The organism is Limimaricola variabilis, assembly GCF_014195545.1.
Taxonomy (GTDB): domain Bacteria; phylum Pseudomonadota; class Alphaproteobacteria; order Rhodobacterales; family Rhodobacteraceae; genus Limimaricola; species Limimaricola variabilis.
Genome location: NZ_JACIBX010000006.1, coordinates 156,334 through 181,546, shown reverse-complemented (window position 1 = coordinate 181,546; position 25,213 = coordinate 156,334). Strand labels below are relative to the sequence as shown.

General features: G+C 70.3%; 18 protein-coding genes. 10 read left to right on the top strand and 8 right to left on the bottom strand.

The genetic code is table 11. The annotated features are described in order from the left end of the window. Positions 1-49 precede the first annotated feature (49 nt). The 3 genes from FHS00_RS09965 to truA all read right to left on the bottom strand — a co-directional run bounded on the left by FHS00_RS09965 (position 50) and on the right by truA (position 8,335). Positions 50-5,623 carry a translocation/assembly module TamB domain-containing protein gene (locus FHS00_RS09965; RefSeq protein WP_183472515.1) on the bottom strand — a complete coding sequence of 1,858 codons (5,574 nt, stop codon included), beginning with the start codon at positions 5,621-5,623 and terminating at the stop codon, positions 50-52. Continuing rightward, positions 5,620-7,449, bottom strand: coding sequence for an autotransporter assembly complex protein TamA (locus FHS00_RS09960; RefSeq protein ID WP_183472498.1), 1,830 nt, complete (start codon positions 7,447-7,449; stop codon positions 5,620-5,622). Before FHS00_RS09960 ends, FHS00_RS09965 begins: the two co-directional genes overlap by 4 nt. 112 nt (positions 7,450-7,561) lie before the next feature. Continuing rightward, the gene (gene truA, locus FHS00_RS09955; RefSeq protein ID WP_183472495.1) at positions 7,562-8,335 is read right to left on the bottom strand and encodes a tRNA pseudouridine(38-40) synthase TruA; all 774 of its coding nucleotides are present in this window, start codon (positions 8,333-8,335) and stop codon (positions 7,562-7,564) included. Between the two features lie 156 nt (positions 8,336-8,491). On the opposite strand from truA, the gene FHS00_RS09950 reads away from it, so the two are divergent. Both FHS00_RS09950 and FHS00_RS09945 read left to right on the top strand, forming a co-directional pair. Further along, positions 8,492-9,910 (top strand): YcjX family GTP-binding protein, encoded by a 1,419-nt coding sequence (locus FHS00_RS09950; RefSeq protein WP_183472492.1) that lies wholly within the window; start codon positions 8,492-8,494, stop codon positions 9,908-9,910. 10 nt (positions 9,911-9,920) lie between these two features. Then, complete coding sequence (locus FHS00_RS09945; RefSeq protein ID WP_183472489.1) at positions 9,921-10,931, top strand: YcjF family protein; 1,011 nt, start codon at positions 9,921-9,923, stop codon at positions 10,929-10,931. Positions 10,932-10,948: 17 nt separating this feature from the next. Here FHS00_RS09945 and FHS00_RS09940 read toward each other — a convergent pair whose 3' ends face one another. After that, positions 10,949-11,350 carry a group III truncated hemoglobin gene (locus FHS00_RS09940; RefSeq protein ID WP_183472486.1) on the bottom strand — a complete coding sequence of 134 codons (402 nt, stop codon included), beginning with the start codon at positions 11,348-11,350 and terminating at the stop codon, positions 10,949-10,951. 244 nt (positions 11,351-11,594) lie between these two features. On the opposite strand from FHS00_RS09940, the gene ileS reads away from it, so the two are divergent. Next, on the top strand, positions 11,595-14,516 hold the full coding sequence (ileS, locus tag FHS00_RS09935) for an isoleucine--tRNA ligase (protein WP_183472484.1): 2,922 nt from the start codon (positions 11,595-11,597) through the stop codon (positions 14,514-14,516). Between the two features lie 121 nt (positions 14,517-14,637). Then, positions 14,638-15,474 (top strand): DMT family transporter, encoded by an 837-nt coding sequence (locus FHS00_RS09930; RefSeq protein WP_183472480.1) that lies wholly within the window; start codon positions 14,638-14,640, stop codon positions 15,472-15,474. A gap of 6 nt (positions 15,475-15,480) precedes the next feature. Here the strand turns inward: FHS00_RS09930 and FHS00_RS09925 are convergent, their stop codons facing one another. The 4 genes from FHS00_RS09925 to fsa all read right to left on the bottom strand — a co-directional run bounded on the left by FHS00_RS09925 (position 15,481) and on the right by fsa (position 18,615). Continuing rightward, the gene (locus FHS00_RS09925) at positions 15,481-16,176 is read right to left on the bottom strand and encodes a CDP-alcohol phosphatidyltransferase family protein (protein ID WP_183472477.1); all 696 of its coding nucleotides are present in this window, start codon (positions 16,174-16,176) and stop codon (positions 15,481-15,483) included. A 46-nt stretch (positions 16,177-16,222) separates the two neighbouring features. Further along, positions 16,223-17,137 carry a tyrosine-type recombinase/integrase gene (locus FHS00_RS09920; protein ID WP_183472474.1) on the bottom strand — a complete coding sequence of 305 codons (915 nt, stop codon included), beginning with the start codon at positions 17,135-17,137 and terminating at the stop codon, positions 16,223-16,225. Then, positions 17,134-17,841, bottom strand: a complete 708-nt coding sequence (locus FHS00_RS09915) for a DUF484 family protein (protein WP_183472471.1) — start codon at positions 17,839-17,841, stop codon at positions 17,134-17,136. Before FHS00_RS09915 ends, FHS00_RS09920 begins: the two co-directional genes overlap by 4 nt. Positions 17,842-17,961: 120 nt before the next feature. Continuing rightward, positions 17,962-18,615: a fructose-6-phosphate aldolase gene (gene fsa / locus FHS00_RS09910; protein ID WP_183472468.1), complete on the bottom strand. Its 654-nt coding sequence runs from the start codon at positions 18,613-18,615 to the stop codon at positions 17,962-17,964. Positions 18,616-18,849: 234 nt separating this feature from the next. On the opposite strand from fsa, the gene FHS00_RS09905 reads away from it, so the two are divergent. The 6 genes from FHS00_RS09905 (at position 18,850) to FHS00_RS09880 (ending at position 25,203) form a co-directional block, all read left to right on the top strand. Next, positions 18,850-21,042: a primosomal protein N' gene (locus FHS00_RS09905; protein WP_183472466.1), complete on the top strand. Its 2,193-nt coding sequence runs from the start codon at positions 18,850-18,852 to the stop codon at positions 21,040-21,042. Between the two features lie 54 nt (positions 21,043-21,096). Next, a complete protein-coding gene (locus FHS00_RS09900; RefSeq protein ID WP_221188781.1) occupies positions 21,097-21,684 on the top strand; it encodes a YdeI/OmpD-associated family protein in 588 nt (195 codons plus the stop codon). Between the two features lie 95 nt (positions 21,685-21,779). Further along, on the top strand, positions 21,780-23,018 hold the full coding sequence (locus FHS00_RS09895; RefSeq protein ID WP_183472463.1) for an MFS transporter: 1,239 nt from the start codon (positions 21,780-21,782) through the stop codon (positions 23,016-23,018). 57 nt (positions 23,019-23,075) lie between these two features. Continuing rightward, complete coding sequence (gene msrA, locus FHS00_RS09890; protein ID WP_183472461.1) at positions 23,076-23,726, top strand: peptide-methionine (S)-S-oxide reductase MsrA; 651 nt, start codon at positions 23,076-23,078, stop codon at positions 23,724-23,726. Between the two features lie 121 nt (positions 23,727-23,847). After that, positions 23,848-24,720, top strand: coding sequence for a 50S ribosomal protein L11 methyltransferase (locus FHS00_RS09885; RefSeq protein ID WP_183472459.1), 873 nt, complete (start codon positions 23,848-23,850; stop codon positions 24,718-24,720). A 132-nt stretch (positions 24,721-24,852) separates the two neighbouring features. Further along, on the top strand, positions 24,853-25,203 hold the full coding sequence (locus tag FHS00_RS09880; protein ID WP_183472457.1) for a hypothetical protein: 351 nt from the start codon (positions 24,853-24,855) through the stop codon (positions 25,201-25,203). The last annotated feature ends 10 nt before the right edge of the window (positions 25,204-25,213 follow it).

Sequence of the window (25,213 nt, the reverse complement as noted above, 5' to 3'; positions counted from 1 at the left end):
CGAAACCGCGGGGAGCCCCGCCGCACACGCGCGGCGGGAAGCTGCCGCGTCAGTAATCGCGCTCGAAGAAGATGCCGAGCGAGGTTTCCCCATCGCTCGAAACCTGACCCTGCGCCGTGATGTCGTCGGTGACGTCGAGGTTGAGGTTGATCGAGGTGCTGTCGGTGCCGACGGTGATGTCGGTGTAGACGTTGTCGGACAGGTACTTGCCCGCGCGCACCGCGGCGTTGCCCTCGTCGTCGGTGGTGATGTCGAGATCGTCGAGCCCGGTATCGGAGCGGAAATCGTCGATCAAGCCGCCACCGCCGCGCCCGGCGAGCGTGCCCACCGCCGCGGCGAGTTGCACCGCCTGCAGCGGCGAGATCGAGGACAGGTCGCGGCCGAAGATCAGCTGCGCCAGCACCTCGTCCTGCGGCAGGTCCGGCGTCGATTCGAACCGCACCTCCGGTTCGCTGGCCGGGCCTTCGATGATGATCCGCACCCGTGTGCCGGTCGCGGTCTCGGTGGTGGCCACCAGCCGGATGAAGGGGCTGAAGTCGCCCTGCAGATAGGCGCCGCCCTGGTCGAGCTCGAAACGCTGCTGCAGGATGTCGAGCCGGCCCCGGACCAGTTCGAATTCGCCCACCGGGATCACCTGGTTGGTGGTGCCGCCGATCTCCAGCTCGCCGCCCAGTTCGGCGTCGAGGCCGCGGCCGCGGATGAAGATGCGCGACGGCGCACGGATCGTCACGTCGAGGCCGTATCCGGGGCCCGCCGGGCCGTCGGCATCCGAGGTTTCGCCGATCTCGACGCCCGCGATGGTCAACCCGGCGCGGGCCAGGGTCCGCTGCACGTCCTGCGGCGCGCCGACATGGCGGACCTCGGGCAGATCACCGAGCGCGCCGATGCCCGAGGAGGGGACCTGGATCTCGGTCGCGCCGAGCTGGACCACCCCGGCGATCTGCGCGCCGCCGGTCAGGGGGCCAGTGACGGTCAGTCGACCATCCGCGGTGGCCTCGTAGAGCTCGGGGTCGCGCAGCACCAGATCCTCGAGCGCGATGACCAGATTGGCGTCGAAGCCCCCGGTGAGGGCCACCGGGCCGGAGATGTTGATCCGTCCGCCCTTTTCCAAGGCCGCCGCGAGCGCGAGGTCGGCGCGGTCGCCGCTCAGCCTCACCGTGGTCTCGATGTTCTGCACCGTGAGGCCCACGGTCGGCACCGAAAGCTCCGCACCGGCGGTCGAGATCGTGCCGCGCACCGAGGAGAGGGCGGGGGGGCCCTCGACCGAGAGGTCGAAGCGTGCCGTGCCCTCGAGCCGGCGCGGCTCGATCAGGTCGTTGACGAGCCCGAGCTGCGCCTCCCCGGTGACGTCGAGGTCGAGCGTGCCGTCGGGCAGGTACCGTCCCGCGACGTCGGCGCGGGTGCCGCCCGGGCCGGTTGCGGTCGCGTTGATGCCCAGCGTGCCGCCGGCGTCACGGGTGACGCTGCCCTGCGCTGCGACGGGGCCGCTGAAATCGGGGGTGAACAGACCGATATCGTTGAGCCGGGCGCTGAAATCGGCGCGCTGGTTGGCGCCCGATCCGCTGGCATCGGCCTGCACGGAGAAGGCGGGGAAACGCAGGTCGAGATCCTGCACCGCGATCTCGCCGGGGGCCGAGCGGCTGAGCCGCGCGTCGATCGTGCCGGTGCCGGCGAGCAGACGCGAGGCGGCCTCGACCCCGACATCGAGATTCGCGGCCTGGCCGTTCACGGTCACGTCGAAGCGCGACAGATCGGGCATGACCGTGCCTGCCGCGTCGATGTCGAGGCTGCCGCCCAGCGGCCGCCCGGCAAGGTTCGAGAACGGCGCAAGCGATGCGACGTCGGCGCTGACCCGCGCGGTGATCTCGCGCCCCTGCGCCTCGGGGGCGACCCGACCCGTGGCGGCGATGTCGGTGCCCTGTGCGCGGCCGGTGACGTCGAAATCGATGCCGCCCGATGCGTCGCCCGAGGCGTTGGCCGACAGCGTGGCCGGGCCCGACAGGCCGGGCGCGAAGGGCGCGATCTCGGTCAGCTGGACGTCGAAATCTCCGGTGGGCAGGCCGTTCTCGACCGTCGCCTCGCCCATGGCGCGGACCTGCGGGTTGACCAACGTGAAGCGGGGCAGGGCGAAATCCTGGGGGCCGGTCCGGATCACGCGCGCATCGAGCACGGTCTCGCCCGCGAGCAGCGGGTCGAGCTGGTCGATGCCGGTGGCGACGTCGCGGGCGGTGCCGTCGAGCGTCACGTCGAAGCGCGCGAGATCGGCGCTGGCGGAACCGGAGGCGGTGAGATCGACCGAGCCCGCGAGCGGGCGGCCCGCCAGAACGCCGACGGGCGCGAGGTCGTCGATGTCGATGTCGAGATCGAAGCTGCCCTCGCCATTCTCGATCAGCGCCGAGCCAGCGAGATTGGTCCCCTCGGAGGTCACGCGCAGGTTCTCGACCGTCAGATCCTCGGGGCCGGTGCGGGCGGCACGGCCCGACAGCGCGAGCGCGCCGCCGAACAGCTCGTCGGCCTGCGCCGTGCCGGTCGACAGGTTCGTGGCCCGGCCATCGAGCGTGACGTCGAAGGTCGAGGCGTCGAGCGCGGCGGAGCCACGCGCGGTGAGGCGCGCCTCGCCCGCCAGCGGGCGGTCGACGGCGCGCCCGACGGCGGCGAGATCGCGCGCCTCGATCTCGAGGTCGAACTCGGCCGCGCCATCGGTCACGGTGGCGTCGCCCTGCGCCGCGACGGCCGGACCATCGAGCCGCAGTGCCTGCACCGCAAAGCTGTCCGGACCGGTACGCGTGGCGCTGCCCGACAGCGTGACCCGGCCCTCGAGCAGCGGATCGACCTGCGAGATGCCGGTGGCGAGGTCTACAGTGACCGCGTCGAAGCTGGCGTCGAGGCCGGAAAGATCGGTCTCGGCGCTGCCTTGGGCGGTGATCCGCGCCGCACCCGAGATCGGGCGGTCGAACGCGGCCCCCAGGGGCGCGAGATCCGAGGCGTCGGCCTCGATGTCGAAAGTGGCTGTGGTCCCGTCGAGCGCGGCGTCGCCCGAGGCGCGGATCCACGGCGCCGAGAGCACCAGATCCTCGACCGAGAAGGCGTCCGCGCCGCTGCGCACCGCATGGCCCGCGATCTCGACCCGGCCCTGAAGCAGCGGGTCCGCCTGGGCGATGCCGGTGACGAGGTCGGTGGCCGCGGCGTCGAGGGTGATGTCGGCCTCGGTCAGGTCGGTTCGGATGCTGCCCTCGGCCGACAGATCGACCGCGCCGGAAAGCGGCCGGTCGATGGCCTCGCCCAAAGGCGTAAGATCGGAGGAGCGCGCCTCGATATCGAACAGCGCGGTTTCGCCGTTCAGCTCGGCCCGGCCGGTCGCGGCGAGCGAGGGGGAGGCGAGGTCGAGATTCTCGACCCGGAAGCTTTCGGGGCCCGAGCGGATCGCCCGGCCCGACAGGGCCACCTCGCCCCGCAACAGCGGGTCGGCCTGGGCGATGCCGGTGACCAGATCGGTGGTCCGGGCGTCGATCTCCAGGTCGAAGGTCGAGGCGTCGGGCATCACCGTGCCGTTGGCGGTGAAGCTGGCGGCGCCCGCGAGGTCGCGTCCGGCGATGGTCGAGAAGGGGGCCACGTCGTCGAGCGCGGCATTCACGTCGAGCGTGATCCGTCCGCCATCGGCTTCGGCCGCCTGGGTGGCGTCGATCTCGGCCCGGCCATTGGGCAGTTCGGCCACCACGTCGGCGCGGCTGACGCCGGCGGCGTCGCGCTCGGCCGTGCCGGTGAGCCGTGCCGGACCCTCGACGCCGTCGAGCGCCAAACCGGCATTCTCGACCGCGATGTCGAAGGTCGCGGTCGACGCGCCCGAGGTGATGTCGGCCTGCGCCGTGGCGGTCATCTGCGGCGTGGCGATGCGCAGCGTCTCGATCCGGGTGCCGGTCTCGTCGCGCGCCGCCTCGATGGCGATGTCGCCGGTGCCGTCGATATAGGGGTCGAGCGGCTCGATCCCGAGCGCGAGATCCTGGGTGCTGCCGGAGAGGCTCAGGTCGAAGATGCCGTCGAGCGGGCGGATCGTGCTGTCGATCTCGAGACCGGCGGCGCCGGCGAGGTCGAGCCCGGTCAGCTCCGAGAACCGCTCCAGCCGCTCGGCCGCGAGGCTGAGCGTGGTGTCGGTCTCGAAGCCGTTCTCCGACCCGGCGACCGTGCCTTGGGCGTTGAGCGCGATTCCCGGCCCGGCGAGGGTGACGCGGTCGATGGAGATCGGGCCCTCGCCGTCGCGCTCGAGCACGATTTCGCCGGCGATCTGCTCGCCCAGCGCCTCGGCCAGACCTTCGTCGTCGAAGCGCAGCCCGCGCGCGGTGTAGTCGACATCGGCGGTGAACAGGCTCGGCGCCGCGTCGCTTTCGCGGACGATGACGCCGCCGCCCTGAACGGTGAACTGCGGGATGGTCAGCCCGGGGCGGGCGAAATCCTGCGCCGTGAGATCGAGCACCCACTGGTCGCCGACCGAGGCATCGAACTGCAGCGCGAGGCTGGCGCGCCCGAGGCGGGTCTCTCCCCCGGCCACGGGCAGGGTGACGGGGGCGCCGTCATCGCTGGCGATCTCGCCGGTCAGGTCGAAGCTCTCGGGCCAGCCATCGGCGCCGATCCGCGCCGATCCGTCGAGGCTCAGCGCCTGGGCCTCGATGGACAGGTCCGACAGCGCCAGCGCGCCGGATTCGTCGCGCGATCCCGTGACCCGCAGCCCGACATCGGAGCCGAAGAAATCGGCGTAGTCGGGCGCGATGAGCGGTGTCACGTCGCCGTTGACGTCGAGCGAGAAGGCCAGCGGCGCGGGGCCGCCCTCGGGGGCCTCGCCACGGTCGAGCGCGAAGCGGCCGTCGATGCGCGGCTGGCCCGCGGTGGCGAGCGAGATGGCGGCGTCGAAATCGTCGATCGGGCCGGTGCCCTCGACCCGGAGCGCCACCGAGGGCCGCCCCGGCAGGTCGAGCGCGCGCGCCGCGATGCCGCCCTCGGCCTCCTCGAGCGCCAGCGTCAGGTCGAGCAGGCGGCTCTCGTTGGAATAGCTGCCCGACAGCTCGAACCGGCCGGCGCGGTCGCCCAGCCGTTCGGCGGTGAGCCGCGCCTCGCCCTCGCCATCGGCGAGCTGCGCCGAGCCCTGCAGGCTGAGCGCGACTTCCTCGTCGAGAAAGGCTTCGCCCAGCACCAGCCGGTCGACGCTGAGCTCGTCGAGCCGGATCGAGACCGGCAGTTCGGGCAGCGAAAAGGGCGTGGCCTCGGCGGCGGGCGGCTCGCCCGGCCCGGCCTGCGGCGGACGGGTCAGCTCGATCAGTTCGGCCGACAGCTCCTCGACCTCGAGCCGTCCGCGCAACAGCGCCGAGCGGTTCCAGTCGAGCACGAGGTTCTCGGCCCGGAGCCAGACGCCGTCTTCGTCGGCGATGGTCATCACCTCGATCGAGGCGGCGGAGCTGAGCGCGCCCTTGAAGCCGGTGATGATCACCTCGCGCCCGGCGCCCGAGAGGTTGTCCTCGATCAGGCCGGTGAGAAAGCCGCGGTCACGCTCGGCCTGCTCCTCCTGCGCGGGGAGCATGGTCGGCGCGACGGTGGCGATCGAGATGGCGGCGGCGCGGGAGAGCTGTTTCAAAACGACTGTCCTATTCCGATATAGACGTGGACGCTCTCATAGGCGTCGTCACCCGTGACCGGCGTGGCGAGGTCGAGCCGGACCGGCCCGATCGGGGTGGTGTAGCGGATGCCGGCCCCGGCGCCGGCCTGATAGTCGCCGTCGCCATCGGGGATGCCTTCGGCCTCGACATAGCCGATGTCATAGAAGCCGACGGCGCCGAGCTTGTCGGTTACCTGGAAGCGGCCCTCGAACTGGCCGCCGACAAAGCTCTTGCCGCCGGATCGTGCCGTCACCGGCCCGTCGCCGAAATCGTCCATATAGGTGACGCCCAGCGACTGGTAATCTTGGCCGCGCACGGTGCCGCCGCCGCCCGAATAGAACAGGAAATCCGCCGGGGTCTCTGCGAGGTCGGAGGCCAGGACCGAACCGAACTGGCCGCGCGCGGCCAGCGTCAGCCGCTCGGTCTCGCCGAAGCTGCGATAGGCGCGGGTGTCGAGATAGAGCCGCAGCCCGTCATCGGCGCCGGCAACCCCGAGGAAGGGCGTGACCTCGGCATCGACGAAGAAGCCGTTCTTGGCGTCGAGCTGCACGTCGCGGCGGTCATAGGTGGCGTCGAGCGGCAGGGTCAGCAGCGTGTAGTCGCGGGTCCGGGCCTCGGTCTCCTCGCGCGCGGTGATGATGCCCACCGCCGCGGAGTGGCTGAAGCGTTCGTTGACATAGCGCGACAGGCCGATCTCGGCGCTGAACTGGTCGAGCTTGTAGTCGATCTCGTCTTCGCGCTTTAGCTCGGTCTCGGCGAAGAGGTCGGTATCGGCGCGGAAGGTGGCGGGGCGGTTGAAACTGGTCGCGAGACGGTAGTCCGCGCCGCCCGAGCCGGTGATGCCCGGCACCTCGCCTTCGATGCCCGAGATCTCGCCCTCGACGCGCAGCCGCTCGGCCCCGCCGAGCAGGTTGCGGTGCAGCCAGAAGGCCGACAGCCCGAGCCCTTCGACGGTCGAGATCTCGGCGCCGAAGCCGATCCGGCGCGGCAGCGACTCGGAGACCGTCAGCTCGAAGGGCAGGGTATTGTCGGGACCGATCTCGTCGCTTTCGATGAAGGCGACCGAATCGAAGGCGCCGGTGCGACGCAGCCGGGTCGCCGCGAATTTGAGATCCTCGGGATTGTAGGTCCGGCCGACCGGAAGCTCGGCGATGGCGCGGATCCGTTCCTCGCGCACATCCTCGTTGCCGGTCACCGTGAGCGTGCCGAACCGCAGCCGCGGCCCCGGCGCCAAGGTCACGGCGGCGTCCAGCCGCTCGTTCGGATGGTCGGCGACGATCTCCTGCCCGGCGACTTCGGCCTTGGCAAAGCCCACCGCCTCCCAGGCTTCGACCCCGGCGCGGGCGGCGGCGCGGACCTCTTCGGCGCGGGCGACCTTGCCGGGCGCGAAATCCTCCGGCAGCTCGGTGTCGGGGGCCAGCGGCGCGATCTCGGTGCGGCCGAAGCGGAAGCGAGGGCCCGGCTCGACCCGGATCGTGACCTCGCCGATCCGGTCGGGCGCGTCGAGCGGCGGAATGTTCGCCGCCTCCTGGCCGTCGACGCGGATCGAGACCACACCGCCGTAATAGCCCTCGGAATAGAGGCCGGTCAGCAGGCGGCGGTAATCGGCGCGGGCAGCGGCGACGTAGTCCTGCGGCGTCGGGTTTTCATCATCCTGCAGCGCGATCAGCAGCGAGGAATTCTCGAGCACGCTTTCGAGCTGGTCGGCTTCGGGGACGATCTCTAGGCGGATGTCCTGGCCGAAGGCAGCGGTGGTGGAGAGGGCGAAGACCGACAGGCCGGTCACCACGGCATGGTTGCGCAATCTCTGTCCTCCCGACGAACCGCTCTTTATTCGTGGCGCGGTCTCGGCCGGGCCTTGGCCCTATTGCTACCTGAACGGCACAGGGAGGCAACAGCCCGTTCCCGGACCATGATCAATTGTGATCGAAGGGATCCGTGCCGTAGCCGACGGCGGCGAGATAGAGCCCGTGCGGCGGACAGACCGGGCCGCAGGCGGCGCGCTCGCGTGCCTCCAGCGCGGCCGACACGTCGTCGGGCGTCCAGGCCCCGGCGCCCACGCGCTCCAGCGTGCCGACGAAGCTGCGCACCTGGTTGTGCAGGAAGGAACGCGCCTTCACGTGAAACCGGATCTCTGGCCCGCTCATGCCCTCGACCGCCTCGACGTCGAGCCGGTCGAGCGTCCGCCACGCCGAGTCCGCCTGGCAGATCGAGGAGCGGAAGGTGGTGAAGTCGTGCCGCCCGAGGAGCCGGTCGGCCCCTTCCTGCATCGCCTTCGCGTCGAGCGGGTGCGGCACCTGCCAGGCGAGGCCGCGGTCATGGGTGAGCGGCGCGCGCCGCGTCACCAGCCGGAACAGGTATTGCCGCCAGGTGGCCGAGAACCGCGCGTGGAAGTCGTCGTCGACACGCGCGCAGGCGGTGATCGCCACCGGCTCGGGCTTGAGGTGGAAGTTCAGCGCCTCGGAGAGGCGGAACGGGTCCCAGTCCTTTTCCATGTCGCAATGCGCGACTTGGCCGATCCCGTGGACGCCGGCATCGGTGCGCCCGGCGGCGGCGATGGTGTGGGGGCGCCGCTCCAGCTTGGCGAGCGCGGCCTCGATCGCGCCCTGCACGGAGGGGTGCTCGGCCTGGCGCTGCCAGCCGGAGAAGGGGGCGCCGTGATATTCGACCTTGAGGGCATAGCGTGGCATGGCGCTGCGGGTAGCTTCGGCGCCGCCGCTTGGCAAGCGCGCGATCCCCTCCGCCCGGACCCGGCCACACGCTCCGCTGCCATCCGTCGGGCGCGCCCCTGTCCAATCCGGGCGCGCATGCCTATCTTCCCGCCGAGACGGGCAAGGAGCGGCGCATTGGTCATCGGGGCGATCACGGACGGCATCACGCGCGGGGTCGAGGGGGTGACGGATCGCCTGATCGCGCCCTTCACGGACCCTACGATCCGGCTCGGCGTGACCGGGCTGTCGCGGGCAGGCAAGACGGTGTTCATCACCTCGCTGGTCGCCAACCTGATGGATCGCGACCGGATGCCGCAATTCGCGACCGGCGCGCGGATCGAGGCGGCGGTGCTGCGACCGCAGCCCGACGACACGGTGGCGCGCTTCGCCTATGAGGATCACCTCGCCCGGCTGCTGGCACCCGAGCCGAGCTGGCCCGAAGGCACGCGCCGCACCAGCGCGCTGCGATTGTCGCTGCGCGTGCGGCAGGGCGGGCTGCTGGCGGGGGTGCAGGGGCCGAGGACCGTGCATCTCGACATCGTCGACTATCCCGGCGAATGGCTGCTCGATCTCGGCCTGATCGAGAAGAGTTACGCCGAGTGGTCACGCGAGGCGCGGGGCCGGGTCGAGCGGCGCGCCGCGACGATCCCCGAGGCGGCGGGTTTCATGGCGGCGCTGGCCGAGGCCGACCCGGCGGCCCCGCTGGAGGAGCCGCGTGCCAAGGCGCTGGCGCGGGCCTTCACTGCCTATCTCGTGGCGGCGCGGGAGGCGGGGTATTCCGATTGCACCCCGGGGCGGTTCCTGCTGCCGGGCGATCTCGAGGGCTCGCCGGTGCTGACCTTCGCGCCGCTGCCGGGAGAGGCAGGCGCGAAGGGCAGCCTGGGCCGCGAGATGGAGCGGCGATACGAGGCCTACAAGCGCGAGGTGGTGAAGCCGTTCTTCCGCGATCACTTCGCGCGGATCGACCGGCAGGTGGTGCTGGTCGACGTGCTCTCGGCGATCCATGCCGGGCCGCAGGCGGTCGAGGATCTGCGCGCGGCGATGGCCGACATCCTGCGCGCCTTCCGCCCCGGCCGGAACGCGTTTCTCAGCCGCATCTTCCAAGGGCGGCGGATCGACCGCATCCTGTTCGCCGCGACCAAGGCGGACCACCTGCACCATACCGAACACGCCAAGCTCGCCGCGATCACCGAGGCGCTGCTGCGCGACGCGCGCGACCGCGCCGATTTCGCCGGGGCCAAGACCCAGGCCATGTCGATCGCGGCGCTGCGTACCACGGTCGAGGACCGGATCAGCCATGGCGGCGAGGAGATCGACGTGGTGCGCGGCAGGCTCCAGGAAACCGGGCGCCAGGCGGCGCTGCATGCCGGCGCCCTGCCGGACGACCCGTCGCAGCTTCTGGCCCCGGCGCGGGCGGGAGCGGAGCGCTGGCTCGACGGGGATTATTCCGTGATGAACTTCGCCCCGGCGCGGCTGAAGCTGCGCCCGGGCGAGGGGCCGCCGCATATCCGGCTCGACCGGGCGGCGGAGTTTCTGCTGGGCGACCGGCTGTGAGGAGGCAGGCATGAGCGACGAAAAGCGGCGCGGGCCGGTGGTGATCGACCTCGAGGAGGAGGCCGCTCCCGAGATCACGCCCGCCACCGCGCCCCCGGTGCCCGAGCCGGGACTGCCGCACAGCGCCGCGATGACCCGCGTGGCGGTCATGGCGGCGCGGCCGCGCTCGCGGCTGGCGCGCTGGTTCTTCGCCGTACTGGCCACGCTGGTGGGTTTCATGCTCTCGGTCGCGGCCTGGAGCTGGGTGGCGGGGCTACTGGCGGCGAACCCGCTTCTGGGGGCGATCGCCACGGTGCTCGTGGCGCTCGTGATCGCCCTGCTGCTGGCGATCGCGATCAAGGAGGCCTGGGCCTTCCGGCGGCTGGCGCGGCTCGACCATATCCAGAGGGATGCGGGCGCGGCGCTGGGCGCGCAGGACCTCGCGCTGGCACGGGCGGTCTCGGCGCAGATGATCTCGCTCTATGCCGGGCGCGATGAGCTGGCGTCCGGCCTGGCGCGGGTGAAGGCGCGCGACGCGGAGCTGTTCGATGCCGACGGCGTGCTGGGGCTGGCGGAGCGCGAGCTGCTGGCGCCGCTCGACCAGGCGGCGCTGCGCGAGGTCGAGGCGGCGGCGCGACAGGTGGCGACGGTGACGGCGGTCGTGCCGCTGGCGCTGGCCGACGTGACGGCAGCGCTGACCTCGAACCTGCGGATGATCCGGCGGGTGGCGGAGATCTATGGCGGCCGGTCGGGCACGCTGGGCGCCTGGCGGCTGACGCGGTCGGTCTTCACCCATCTGGTGGCCACCGGCGCCGTGGCGGTGGGCGACGACCTCGTAGGCTCGGTCGCGGGGGGCGGCGTGCTCAGCCGCGTCTCGCGCCGCTTCGGCGAGGGGGTGGTCAACGGCGCGCTGACCGCACGGGTGGGCGTGGCCGCGATCGAGGTCTGCCGCCCGCTGCCCTTCCGCGCGGTGGAGCGGCCGTCGGTCTCGGGGTTGGTGGCGCGCGCGCTCACCGGGCTGTTCGGGTCGCGCAAGGGCTGAGGCGGGGCGTCGCCCGCTCAGATCAGCTTCGGCACCCCGCCCGCATGGGTTTCGCGCTCGGTGACACCGGCGCGCAGGGTGCGGCCGATCCGATGCGCCAGCACCGACCAAGCCTCGGCGGTCTCGGCCGGCAACTCCTCGCGCAGGGTCATGTCGAACAGCGCGAGCCAGAGGCTGAACATGCCGGGGCGCACGTCGCGGGCGTCGCGATGCACCTTGAGCGGGCTGCCGCGATAGCCCGGCCGGCCAAGGATCGCGCTCTCCCAGAAGGCGGCCACCAGCGCTTCGTGGGCGGGCCAATCGGTCACGTGGCGGGCGAATACCGGACCGAGCCCCGGATGGGCGCGCACCCTCGCATAGAACGCCGCGACGACGCGGGCGATCTCCTCGGGCGTGACCTCGATACGCGGCTCGGGCATGGCGGCTCCTCTCGTCGCTCTGCATAGCGCGACCCGCGCCGCGCCGCGAGGGGGCGGACGCTTTACCCCCGATCCGCGCGCACCTATAAGCGCGGGCATGACGGCCCTTCGCGCCCATATCACGCGAATTACCGGCCCGGCGCTCTGAGGATCAGGGCCGCCGGGACAAGGCGCATGAGCTGACGCCGCGCCGCCCTTCATCAGACATTCCGACACGACCGGACTTCGACAGGACCGAACAGCGATGTGCGCCGATACGCCCGAGACCCAGACCGAGACCCCCGACTACAAGGACACCCTGAACCTGCCGCGCACCGAGTTCCCGATGCGCGCGGGCCTGCCCAAGCGCGAGCCCGAATGGCTTGCCCGCTGGGAGGAGATCGGGGTCTATGACCGGCTGCGCGAGAAGGCCGAGGGCCGCAAGCCCTTCACCCTGCATGACGGCCCGCCCTATGCGAACGGCAACCTGCATATCGGCCACGCGCTCAACAAGATCCTCAAGGACATGGTGGTCCGCTCGCAGCAGATGATGGGCCGCGACGCGCGCTACATCCCCGGCTGGGACTGCCACGGCCTGCCGATCGAGTGGAAGATCGAGGAGCAGTACCGCAAGAAGGGCCAGGACAAGGACAAGGTCGACGTGATCGACTTCCGGCAGGAATGCCGGAAGTTCGCCGAGGGCTGGGTCGAGATCCAGCGCGAGGAGTTCAAGCGGCTCGGCATCACCGGCAAGTGGGAGAAGCCCTACTTAACCATGGACTTCCACGCCGAGCGGGTGATCGCCGAGGAATTCCAGAAGTTCCTGATGAACGGCGTGCTTTACCAGGGCTCCAAGCCTGTGATGTGGTCGCCCATCGAGAAGACCGCGCTGGCCGAGGCCGAGGTCGAGTATCACGACAAGGAAAGCTTCACAATCTGGGTGCGTTTCCCGGTGCTGGGCTCCGACGACCCGCTGCTGCAAGGCGCCGACGTGGTGATCTGGACCACCACGCCTTGGACCATCCCCTCGAACAAGGGCGTCGTCTATCACCCCGACATCTCCTACGGCGTCTACCAGATTACCGGCGCGCCCGAGGACAACTGGGTCAAGACCGGCGACAAGCTGCTGCTCGCCGACAAGCTGGCCGAGGGTTGCCTCGACAAGGCCCGCGTCGACGGCTGGGAGCGGATCGGCGATGCGCCGTCGCTCGACGGGCTGTCGGTCGCGCATCCCTTTGCCGGGATCGAAGGGGGGATGGGCGAGTGGGATCAGCCGCGCGACTTCCGCGCTGCGCCCTTCGTCACCGACGAGGACGGCACCGGCTTCGTGCATTGCGCGCCGAGCCACGGCATGGACGAGTTCGAGCTCTACCGCGACGCCGGCATGCTGGCGGAGGTCATCACCTACAACGTGGAGGAGGATGGCTCCTTCCGCGCCGATCTGCCGCTGTTCGGCGGCAAGCGCATCCTCAAGCCCAACGGCAAGGAGGGCGACGCGAACGCGGCCGTCATCGACGCGCTGGCGCAGTCGGGCAAGCTCTTCGCGCGTGGCAAGATCAAGCACTCCTACCCGCATAGCTGGCGCTCCAAGGCGCCGCTGATCTTCCGCAACACGCCGCAATGGTTCGCGGCGATCGACCGCGAGGTCGGCGACGGGCAGGACCAGTACGGCAAGACCATCCGCGAGCGGGCGCTGACCTCGATCGACGAGCTGGTGACCTGGACGCCGAAGACCGGGCGCAACCGGCTGCATTCGATGATCGAACAGCGGCCCGATTGGGTGCTGTCGCGCCAGCGCGCCTGGGGCGTGCCGTTGACCTGCTTCGTGAAGAAGGGGGCCCGCCCCACCGATCCCGACTTCCTGCTGCGCGACGAGGCGGTGAACGCCCGCATCCTCGAGGCCTTCGAGGCCGAGGGCGCGGATGCGTGGTACAAGGATGGCGCCAAGGAGCGTTTCCTCGGCGACGCCGTGAACCCCGATGACTACGAGCAGGTCTTCGACATCCTCGACGTCTGGTTCGATTCCGGCTCGACCCATGCCTTCGTGCTGCGCGACCGCGAGGACGGCTCCGAGGACGGTCTGGCCGATCTCTACCTTGAGGGCACCGACCAGCATCGCGGCTGGTTCCACTCCTCGATGCTGCAATCCTGCGGCACCAAGGGGCGCGCGCCCTATCGCGGCGTGCTGACGCATGGCTTCACGCTCGACGAGAAGGGCATGAAGATGTCCAAGTCTTTGGGCAACACCGTCAGCCCCGCCGACGTGACCAAGCAGTACGGCGCGGACATCCTGCGGCTCTGGGTGGCGCAGTCGGACTACACCGCCGACCTGCGGATCGGGCCGGAGATCCTGAAGGGCACCGCCGACGGCTACCGCCGGCTGCGCAACACAATGCGCTTCCTGCTGGGATCGCTGGCGGACTTCACCGAAGCGGACCGGGTCGACGCATCCGAGATGCCCGAGCTGGAGCGCTGGGTGCTGCACCGCCTCGCCGAACTCGACCAGACCGTGCGCGAGGGCTACGACGCCTATGACTTCCAGGGCGTGTTCCAGTCGGTCTTCACCTTCGCGACCGTGGAGCTGTCGGCCTTCTATTTCGACATCCGCAAGGACGCGCTCTACTGCGACGGCGACACCGCGCGCCGCCGCGCCGCGCGCACTGTGCTCGACCTGCTGTTCCACCGGCTGACGACCTGGCTCGCGCCGATCCTCGTCTTCACGATGGAAGAGGTCTGGCTGGAGCGGCACCCGGGCGACGACGCCTCGGTGCATCTCACCGACATCCCCGAGACGCCGCAATCCTGGCGCGACGAGGCTCTGGCGGCGAAGTGGACCGCGATCCGCAAGGTGCGGCGCGTGGTGACGGCGGCGCTCGAAGTGGCGCGGCGCGACAAGGTGATCGGCGCCTCGCTCGAGGCGGCGCCGGTGGTGCATGTCCGCGACGAGGAGGCGCTGGCCGCGCTCAAGAGCGTGAATTTCGAGGATCTGTGCATCACCTCGGCGATCTACCTGACCGGCGACCCGTCCCCGGCCGAGGCGTTCCGCCTGCCGGAGGTCGAGGGTGTGGGCGTGGTGTTCGAAGCGGCCGAGGGCGAGAAATGTCAGCGCTGCTGGAAGATCCTGCCCGATGTCGGCACCCATGCGCATCCCGGCGTCTGCGCGCGATGCGACGCGGCGCTGGCGTGACATCCCTTCGCCGTCGCGCGACGCGCGGCGGCGGCGGTTCTGCCGGTAGGGGGCGTGGTGAAAGGGGGCTGGGGACCGGCTCCCATTCGCGGCGTCTCCCCAAGCCGGGGTGCACCCTACAATGACGCTGCCGGTCTTCGCGGCAGTGATGTTCGCGGCCTTCCTGCATGCCAGCTGGAACGCGATGATCAAGCTTGGCGCGTCCAAGCTCGCCGGCATGGTGATCCTGACACTGGTGCAGGGCGCGATGGGTCTCGCCGTGGCGCTGACCCGGCCTTGGCCCGAGGCCGAGGTCTGGCCCTGGATCGCCGCCTCGGCGGTCTGTCACGCGACCTATAACGGCTTCCTCGCGCTGGCCTACGAGCAGGGCGATCTGAGCCGGGTCTACCCGATCGCCCGGGGTGCCGCGCCGATGGCGGTGCTGGTGGTCAGCGCGCTGTTCCTCGCCGACGCGCTCGAGCCGGTGGCGGTGGCGGGCGTGCTGGTGCTGGGGCTGGGCATCCTCGGCATGGCCCGGGGCGCGCTGGGCTCTGGCGAGAGCCGCAGGCTGATCCCCTACGCGCTGGGCGCGGCGATGGGCACCGCCGGTTACACGCTGGTCGACGGTCTCGGGGCGCGGCTTTCGGGCGATCCGGTCGCCTATGTCGGCTGGCTCTTCGTGGCCTCGGCGCTGCTGTTTCCACCAGTGGCATTGGCCACGGGTGGGCGCGGCCTGCTGCGCGTGGGGCCGCGCGTCTGGGGGCAGGGGGCGCTGGCGGCGGCCACCTCCTACGGCGCCTACGCGATCGCGGTCTGGGCGATGACGCTGGCGCCGATCGCGCTGGTCAGCGCGCTGCGCGAAACCTCGATCCTGTTCGCGGTGCTGATCGGCTGGGCCGCCTTCGGCGACCGGATGGATCGCGGCAAGGCGGTCTCGGCGGGGCTGATCGTGGCGGGGGTGGCGCTGACCCGGTTCTGAGCCGGCTCAGCCGTCCTTGCCATGCACGACCTGCTGCGCCGCGCCGGCGCCGAGCAGGTAGACCGAGGTGACAACGAGACCCCAATGCGCCCAGCTCTGGGGATCGAAATCGACCCAGGCCGCCCAGCCTGCGAAGAAGGTCCAGGCCAGCGCCATCGGCAGCGACACGGCGCGCCAGCGCTTGGTGCGGACCGGGTGGATGAACTTCACCGGCAGGAACATGGTGATCGACAGTACCACCACCAGCGCCAGGATGATCCAGAAGTTGGGCGAGAGCGCGAAGAGCACGAGCACCAGCATGTTCCAGCAGCCCGGAAAGCCCTGGAAGGAGTTGTCCTTGGTCTTCATCCGCGTGTCGGCGAAATAGAGCGCCGAGGCGAAGGTGATGACGATGATCGCCAGCCAGCCGGTCCAGCCCGGCAGCAGGTCCGATTCGAACAGCGCGAAGGCCGGGACGAAGACGTAGGTCAGGTAGTCGATCACCAGATCGAGCAGCACGCCGTCGAAGATCGGCGCGTTGCGCTTGACGTCGTATTTGCGCGCCAGCGGCCCGTCGATGCCATCCACGGCAAAGGCGACGACCAACCAGAAGAACATCATGCTCCAGTCGTCCTGCACCGCCTCGAGCATGGCGAGCATGGCGAAGACCGCACCGGTGGCGGTGAAGAGATGGACCCCGAGGGCCTTGCGTGCGTCAGTCATGCCGTCCCTCTTGTCCGATCCTTCGGCCGGGTGCAACGCGTGCGTTTCAGGCGCGGGGATGGGCACGATCGTAGATCTCCATGAGACGCGCCGCATCGACCGCGGTGTAGGTCTGAGTGGTCGAAAGCGACGCGTGGCCCAGAAGTTCCTGAATCGCGCGCAGGTCGCCGCCGGCGCTCAGCAGATGCGTGGCGAAGCTGTGGCGCATCGCGTGCGGCGTGGCCGTGGAGGGCAGGCCGAGCTGCATCCGCGCCATCTCCATCGCCTTCTGGATGGGACGCGGGCCCAGCGCGCCGCCGCGCACGCCTCGAAACAGCGGCAGGCCGGGATCCATCGCGTGCGGGCAGAGCCGGACGTAGTCCGACACCGCCTTGCGCGCCGCCGGCAGCACCGGCACCAGCCGCTCCTTGCCGCCCTTGCCGGAAATGCGCAGCGTCTCCGGCAGCGGCAACTGCGCGCCGGTGAGCGACAGCGCCTCGGAGATCCGCAGCCCGCAGCCCCACAGCAGCGTCACCACCGCCACGTCGCGCGCCGCCACCCAAGGCTCGCGAGACTGCAGCTCGACCGTCTCGAGCATCCGTGCCGCCGCCTCCTCGTCGAGCGGGCGCGGCAGCCGGGGCTTCAGGCGCGGCGCCCGGGTCGACAGCACCGCCGTCGGCTCGAACCCCTCGCGCTCGGCGAGCCAGCGATAGAAGGATTTCACCGCCGAGAGCGCGCGGGCGAGGCTGCGCGCCGAAAGGCCGCGGCCGCGCTCATGCGCCATCCAGGCGCGCATGTCCGACACCGTGACCCGCGCGATCGCGGCGAGGCCCTGCGCTTCGGCGTGATGCGCCTGCATGAAGCCCAGAAATCCCAGAACGTCGGCCTGATAGGCGGTGAGGGTGTTGCGCGCGGCGCCGTTGAGCGCCCGCTCGTGGTCGAGCCAGCGCCCCATCGCGTCGGTCAGCGCGGGCGAAATCACGATAGCCAGCGCCGCATCTGCCGCTCGAACACGCCGGCGAAGAAACCCATGAGGTCGGTGGCTTGCGCCGGGGCGAAGCGAGACGCGTCAGTAGCGCCCAGCAGTAGCATGCCGGGCAGGCGGCCCGGACCGAAATCGAGCCGGAGGCAGGCCTCGGACAGGATCTCCGGGGCGCGGGCGCCATAGGGCCCGGCCTCCTGCGGCTCGACCGCGCGCAGCGAGACCTGGCGCGGCGGCACGTTGCGGCCCTGGGTGACGTAATCGGCAACGAATCCCGGCTCGGCCACCGACAGCACGTCCGAGAGCCGCGCGATCGCGGGGTCGTCCTCGGGCCGCGCGGTTTCCAGCACCAGCCGGACGACATCCACCCGCAGCATGTCGGCCACCTCGCCGGAGAGGTCCTGCAGGAAGGTCTCGAACCGGGTGGCATCCATCATCCGCAGCACGGCGCGGTGGATCTGGTTGGTGCCGGCAAGATTCTCGTAGGCGGCGGCGATCACCGAGCGATGCGTGTCTTCGAGCCGGTCGAGCCGCGACTGCAGCCGCTCCATCGCGAGGCCGCGCAGATCGACCACGTTGGAGCCACGGGCCCCGGCATCGGCCTCGACCAGCGCCCGCATGATCGCCGGGTCGTCGAGCAGCCGGGCAGGGTCGGCGAGGATGCGCTCGCGCAGCCCGTCATCGGGGGAGGTGTCGTCAGTCATCTGGGCAGATCCGGGCAGTCGCATCGCCGCGAGCATAGCAGCCCCAGCGGGGCGATGCGCCCCGGTGTGGCGAAAATGCGGCGGGGCGCGGCGCGGAAGGCACAGCGCCCCGCTGGGTCATCAGACGATCTTCTGACCGGTCGAGGCCCAGTCCTTGAGGAAGGCGTCGAGGCCCTTGTCGGTCAGCACGTGGTTGGCCATGGCCTTGATCACCGCCGCCGGGGCGGTGGCGACGTCGGCGCCGATCTTGGCGGCCTCGGACATGTGGTTGGCGTTGCGGATCGAGGCGGCGAGGATCTGCGTCTCGAAGCCGTAGTTGTCGTAGATCTGCCGGATGTCGGCGATCAGCTCCATGCCGTCGAGGTTCAGGTCGTCGAGCCGGCCGATGAAGGGCGAGATGAAGGTCGCGCCGGCCTTGGCGGCCAGAAGCGCCTGGTTGGCCGAGAAGCACAGCGTCACGTTGACCATCCGGCCTTCGTCGGTGAGCGTCTTGCAGGCCTTGAGGCCGTCCCAGGTCAGCGGCACCTTGATCGCGATGTTATCGGCGATCTTGGCCAGTTCGCGGCCCTCGGCGATCATGCCTTCGGCGTCGAGCGCCACGGTCTCGGCCGAAACCGGGCCGTCGACGATCGAGCAGATCTCCTTGGTCACTTCCTTGATGTCACGGCCCGACTTCATGATCAGCGACGGGTTGGTGGTGACGCCGTCGACCATGCCCAGATCGTGGAGTTCGCGGATCTGGTCGATCTCGGCGGTATCGACGAAGAATTTCATGGGTCTCTCCCTGTCAGATGTCGCGCGCCCGTGGGGCGCAATGTGGTGACGCGGCGCCCCGGCGCGGGGCGGCTTCGCGCCCGGTCTAGCAAGCGACGCGGCGGTGGAACAGCGCCTTTCCCATATGGGGGCGACAGGCATCGGGATGAAGCCTGCGACGCGCTGCTCACTTGAAGCCCCGGCGCGCGCGGCGCATGTTGACGGCTCCGCCGCGCCAGAGGTGCCTGACAGCCCATGACCACGTCCCGCTTCGAGGAGGGCGCGCTGATCGGCGTGCTGACCACCCAGCCGCTCGACCGGGTGCTGGATTACCGCGCGCCGCGAGGCGGCTGCGCGCCGGGGGACCATGTCGAGGTGCCGTTCGGCCCGCGCAAGGTGAACGGGGTGGTCTGGGGTCCGGGCGCGGGCGATTACGACCCCGCCAAGGTCAAGAGCGCGATCCGCGTGCTCGACCTGCCGCCGATGCGCGCCGTGATGCGCGAATTCCTCGGCCGGGTCGCGGATTACACGCTCACGCCGATGCCGGCGATGCTCCGGTTGGCGACCCGCGCGCCTGGCCTCACAGACCCGCCGGGCATGCGCAAGATCTACCGGCGTGGCCACGGCCAGCCGGAGCGGATGACGCCGGCGCGCGCCCGGGTGCTCGACCTGCTGGAAGAGCATGACGGGCTGGCCTTTCTTCTGGGAGAACTGGCCGAGCTGACAGGGGTCGGCTCCTCGGTGATCAAGGGTCTCCTGACCTCCGGCGCGGTGATCGAGGAGGAGGCGCCGCGCGACGTGGCCTATCCAACCCTCGATCCGCACATGCCTGGCAAGCCGCTGACCGGCGACCAGGCGGCGGCGGCCGAGGCCCTGCGCGCGGGCATCGCGGGCGGGCGGTATGGCACGACGCTGCTCAAGGGCGTCACCGGTTCGGGCAAGACCGAGGTCTATCTCGAGGCGGTGGCCGCCTGTCTGGCCCGCGGCCGGCAGGCGCTGGTGCTGTTGCCGGAAATCGCGCTCACGGCGGAGTTCCTGACCCGGGTCGAGGCGCGCTTCGGCGCCAAGCCCGCGGAGTGGCATTCGGGCGTCACCACCACCGAGCGGCGGCGCTGCTGGAAGATGGTGGCCGAGAACGGCGCGCAGCTGGTGGTCGGCGCGCGCTCGGCGCTGTTCCTGCCGTTCCACGACCTTGGGCTCATCGTCGTCGACGAGGAGCACGACACCTCCTACAAGCAGGAGGACGGGGTGCTCTACAACGCGCGCGACATGGCGGTGCTGCGCGCCTCGCTCGAAAGGGCGCAGGTGGTGCTGGCCTCGGCCACGCCGTCGCTGGAGAGCTGGGTCAACGTGCAGCAGGGCAAATATGCCCGCCTCGACCTCGAAAGCCGCTTCGGCCCCGCCGTGATGCCCGAGATGCGCGCCATCGACATGCGCACGGAGGAGGTGCCTTCGGGCAGCTGGATCTCGCCCGCGCTCAAGGGCGCGGTGATGCAGCGGCTGGAACGTGGCGAGCAGTCGCTCCTGTTCCTCAACCGCCGTGGCTACGCACCGCTGACCCTGTGCCGCGCCTGCGGCCACCAGATCGGCTGCAAGCATTGCGACGCGCGGATGGTCGAGCACCGCTTTCTCAAGCGGCTCATGTGCCACCAATGCGGCGAGACCGCGCCGATGCCCGAGACCTGCCCGAACTGCGAGGTGGCGGGCAAGCTCGCCGCCGTGGGGCCGGGGGTGGAGCGGATCACCGAAGAGGCGCAGGCGCTGTTTCCCGACGCGCGGGTGACGGTGCTCAGCTCGGACCTGTTCGGCTCGGCCCGCGCGCTCAAGGCCCGCATCCTCGAGATCGCCGAGGGTGCGGCGGACATCGTCGTCGGCACCCAGCTCGTCGCCAAGGGACACAATTTTCCCAAGCTGACGCTGGTGGGGGTGATCGACAGCGATCTCGGGCTGCAGGGCTCGGACCTGCGCGCGGCCGAGCGGACGTTCCAGCTGATGCGGCAGGTGGCGGGGCGCGCGGGGCGCGCCGAGGCGCGCGGCACCGCGCTCTTGCAGAGCTTCCAACCCGAGCATCCGGTGATCCGCGCGATCCTGTCCGGCGACGAGGAAGGGTTTTGGGCCGCCGAGGCCGCCGCGCGCCGCGCCGCCGGCGTGCCGCCCTATGGGCGGATGGCCGGCATCGTGATCTCGTCCCCGGACATGCAGCAGGCCTTCGATCTCGGCAATCGGCTGGCCCGGCTCGACGCGCCGCTGCGCCGGATCGGGGCGCAGCTGTTCGGACCGGCCCCGGCGCCCATCGCCCGGGTGCGCGGACGGCACCGGGTGCGGCTTCTGGTCAAGGCGGAGAAGACCGCGCCGCTGCAGGCGGCGCTCGCGCAATGGGCGGCGCAGGTGAAGGTGCCGGCCAATGCCCGGCTCGCCATCGACATCGACCCGCAAAGCTTTCTGTGACCCGTTGACCGGGCCCTCCGCGCCGGAAAAGGATCGGGCGGGGAGGGGCGGATCATGGACGACGACGCGAGAATCGAGGCGTTTTATGCGCGCGAAGGGCGCTGGAAGGCGGAGAAATCGGCGCTCAGAGCGATCCTGCGCGATACCGACGGTATCGAGGAGGTCTGGAAGTGGCGCGCGCCCTGCTACACCTGCGCGGGCGGCAACACCGCCATGGTCGCGGGCTATGCCGAGCGCTGCGGCATCTCCTTCTTCAAGGGCGTTCTGCTCTCCGACCCCGAAGGCATGCTGGTGGCGCCGGGGCCGAACTCGCGCGCGGTGCGGATGATGGTGTTTCGGGATCTGGCCGACATCGCGGCGCGCGAGACGGTGCTGCGCCGCTACATCACCGAAGCGGTGGAGCTCGACCGCGCCGGGCGTCGGGTGGTGCTGCCCAAGGACGATATCGACCTCCCCGAGGAGCTGGTCGCGGCGCTCGACGCGGACCCCGCCCTGGCCGAGGCCTTCGCCGCGCTGACCCCGGGGCGGCAGCGCGGCTATGCGCTGACCATCGCGGGTGCCAAGCAATCGGCGACGCGGTATGCCCGCATCGAGAAATGGACGCCGCGGATCTTCGAAGGCAAGGGCATCCACGACCGCTGACCCGTCGCGGCCGCGCCGCCTGCCGAACCCCCCGCCGGCGATTTCGGTGCGCATGACCTCTCGCCAAGCGGCGCGGCAGACCGTAATGCTTGCGCATGACACGTATTCCGATGCCGCTTTCCGAGGCCCGGACCCTGCCGATCTGGCGCAGGCCTGTGGCGCTCCTCTTCCTGATGGCAATGGCCATGCCGGTGGCCTTCGCCACGTGGTCGGCGCTCCTGAACAACTTCGTCATCGAGGCAGCGGGCTTCGACGGCTCGGATATCGGTTGGCTCCACACGGTGCGCGAAGTGCCGGGCTTTCTCGCCATCGGGGTGATCGCGATCCTGCTCTTCGTGCGCGAGCAGTCGCTGGCGCTGATCTCGCTGGGGCTGCTCGGCATTGCCACCGCGCTCACCGCGCAGTTCCCCTCGATGGGCGGCATCCTGACCATCACCATGCTCTCCTCGATCGGCTTTCACTACTACGAGACGGTGAACCAGTCGCTGCAGCTGCAATGGCTGCCCAAGGACCGCGCGCCGCAAATGCTGGGCTGGCTGGTCTCGGCCGGGGCGGGGGCGACGCTGGTGGCCTATCTGGCGATCGTGCTGACCTGGGAGAGCCTCGGGCTGTCCTATGATTTCGTCTACATGGTCTCGGGCGGTTTCTGCGCCGCGGTGGCGCTCTATTGCTGGTTCGCCTTCCCGGCCTTCCGCGAGCCGCATCCCCAGACCAAGAGCTTCGTGCTGCGCCGCCGCTACTGGCTCTACTACGCGCTGCAGTTCATGGCCGGCGCGCGGCGGCAGATCTTCGTGGTCTTCGCGGGTTTCATGATGGTCGAGAAGTTCGGCTACGACGTGCATGAGGTGACGGCGCTGTTCCTGATCACCCTGCTGACCAACATCTTCGGCGCCCCACTGATCGGGCGGGCGGTCGCCCGCTGGGGCGAGCGCAAGGGGCTGATGGTCGAGTATGCCGGGCTGATGGGCGTGTTCCTCGCCTATGGTGGGCTCTACTGGTTCGGCTGGGGCGTCGCGGTCGCCGCCGCGCTCTACGTGATCGACAACGTGTTCTTCGCGTTGGCGCTGGCGCTCAAGACCTATTTCCAGAAGATCGCCGATCCGGGCGATATCGCCCCGACGGCGGCCGTGGCCTTCACCATCAACCACATCGCCGCCGTGTTCCTGCCGGCCGCGCTGGGCTATCTCTGGCTGGTCGCGCCGGATGCGGTCTTTTTGCTGGCCGCCGGCATGGCAGGGGTGTCGTTCACATTGGCGCTGATGATCCCGCGCCACCCGGCGCCGGGTCGCGAGACGGTGTTCGCGCGGGCTCGGCTTCCGGTGGCGGCCGAGTAGAACTCGGCGCCGTCAGTGCCTATATCGCGAGCCAATACACCAGACGAGGAGAAGGCAATGTTCGGCCTGAGTTCGACCAAGACCGAGATGGTCACCCCCGAGAACGCGCTGCCGGGCCGCCCGGAGCCGATCCCCACCGCCACCACCCATACCGTGCTGGGCACGGCGCTCGACCCCGAGGCCCCCGAGGGGTTCGAGGTCGCGATGTTCGGCATGGGCTGCTTCTGGGGGGTTGAGCGGATCTTCTGGAAGCTGCCGGGCGTGCATTCGACCATGGTGGGCTATGCGGGCGGCTACACGCCGAACCCGACCTATGAGGAGGTCTGCACCGGCCGCACCGGCCATAACGAGGTGGTGCGCGTGATCTATGACCCCGCGAAGACCAGCTATGACGAACTGCTGCGGGTCTTCTGGGAGAACCACGACCCGACCCAGGGCATGCGGCAGGGCAACGATCGTGGCACGCAGTACCGGTCGGGCATCTATACCTTCAGCGAGTTGCAGAAAGAGGCGGCCGAAGCCTCGCGCGAGGCGTTTTCGCTGCGGCTGACCGAGGCCGGCTACGGCGCGATCACAACCGAGATCACCGACGCCCCGGCCTTCTACATGGCCGAGGATTACCACCAGCAGTATCTCGACAAGAATCCCGCCGGTTACTGCGGGATCGGCGGCACCGGCGTGACCTGCCCGATCGGCGTGGGCGCCTGAACGCGCCCGGGCCCGGGGCATCGTCCCGGGTCTGATCGGTTGATGTTGAAGGGGGCGGCGATTGACCGCCCCCTTCGCCTGCGCCTATGCCGCGCGAGGCCCCTTGTTCCGGAGAACCCCGATGCCCGTCTTCACCGCGATCACCCAGCTCGACGACCAGCGCCGCGGCGAACGGCTGGCGGAGGCGCTCGAGGAGCTTGAGCCCACGCCCTACGGCACCGGCGTGTTCGAGATCGAGGATGGCTCGGGGCTGTTCGAGGTGACCGCCTATTTCGAGGAGACGCCCGACGCGGTCGAACTGGACCTGCTGGCGGCGAGCCATGGCGCGCGCGGCTTCGTCGTCTCGGAGGTGCCCGACGAGGATTGGGTGGCCAAGGTGCGCCGCGATCTCGCCCCGGTCGAGGCGGGGCGGTTCTTCGTGCATGGCAGTCACGACGCCGACAAGGTGCCGCAGGGCAGCATCCCGCTGCTGATCGAGGCGGCGATGGCCTTCGGCACCGGGCATCACGGCACGACGCTGGGCTGCCTGAAGGCGCTCGATGCGCTGGCGAGCGAAGGCGCCGCACCGGCGCGGGTCGTCGATATCGGCTGCGGAACCGCCGTTCTAGCGATGGCGGCGGCGCGGGTCTGGCCCGAGGCGCGGGTGATGGCGTCGGACATCGACGAAGTGGCGGTCGAGGTGGCCGAGGCCAATCTCGCGGCCAACGGCATGGAGGGGCAGGTGGAGTGCCTCGAGGCGGCAGGCTTCGAGCATTCCGCGCTCGAGGCGGCGGCACCCTTCGACCTCGTCTTCGCAAATATCCTCAAGGGACCCCTCGTCGCACTCGCGCCCGAAATGGCGCGAAAAGTGGCGAAAGACGGGCGGGTGATCCTGTCGGGCATCCTCAACGAACAGGCCGATGCGGTCGAGGCGGTCTATGTGGGGCAGGGCTTTGCGCGCGCCGCCCGTACGAGCCATGGCGAATGGACCACCCTCGACATGCGGCGCGACTGAGGCGCGGTGGGGCGGTCATGTGGCGGGCTGCCGGGTTTTCGCCGGAAAGTGGGTCGCCTGCCACATTTTCGCCATGATGCGGGTCTAATCTTGACACCGTGAGGTGGGGGCACCTTGCCAGGATCGCCGACCATGACTTGCGTCTCGCCGAGCTTTGAAACCCGTCTTCGCAAGATCGACTGCCAGCAGCGCCGCACCGCGGGCGAGCCGGAGTGCTACGTTCTCGAGGACGATCTGGTCGTGGTGATGCCGCGGCGCGAGGGCAATGCCGCCCTGGCTGCCCTGATTCTCGTGATACTTCCGATCATGTCGGCGCTGGGCGCCAAGAGCCTGCTGATGGCGCGGCTCGACGCCGTGGCGCTGGGCGAGATGCTGTCGCGGCTGGATGGCTCGGGCCCGTTCGGCCGGGCGGTGGCCTGGGCGCTGCAGCCCGATGTGCTCACCGGGCTGCTGGCGCGGGGTCTGGCGGGGCTCCTCGGCTGAGGGCCCGCCA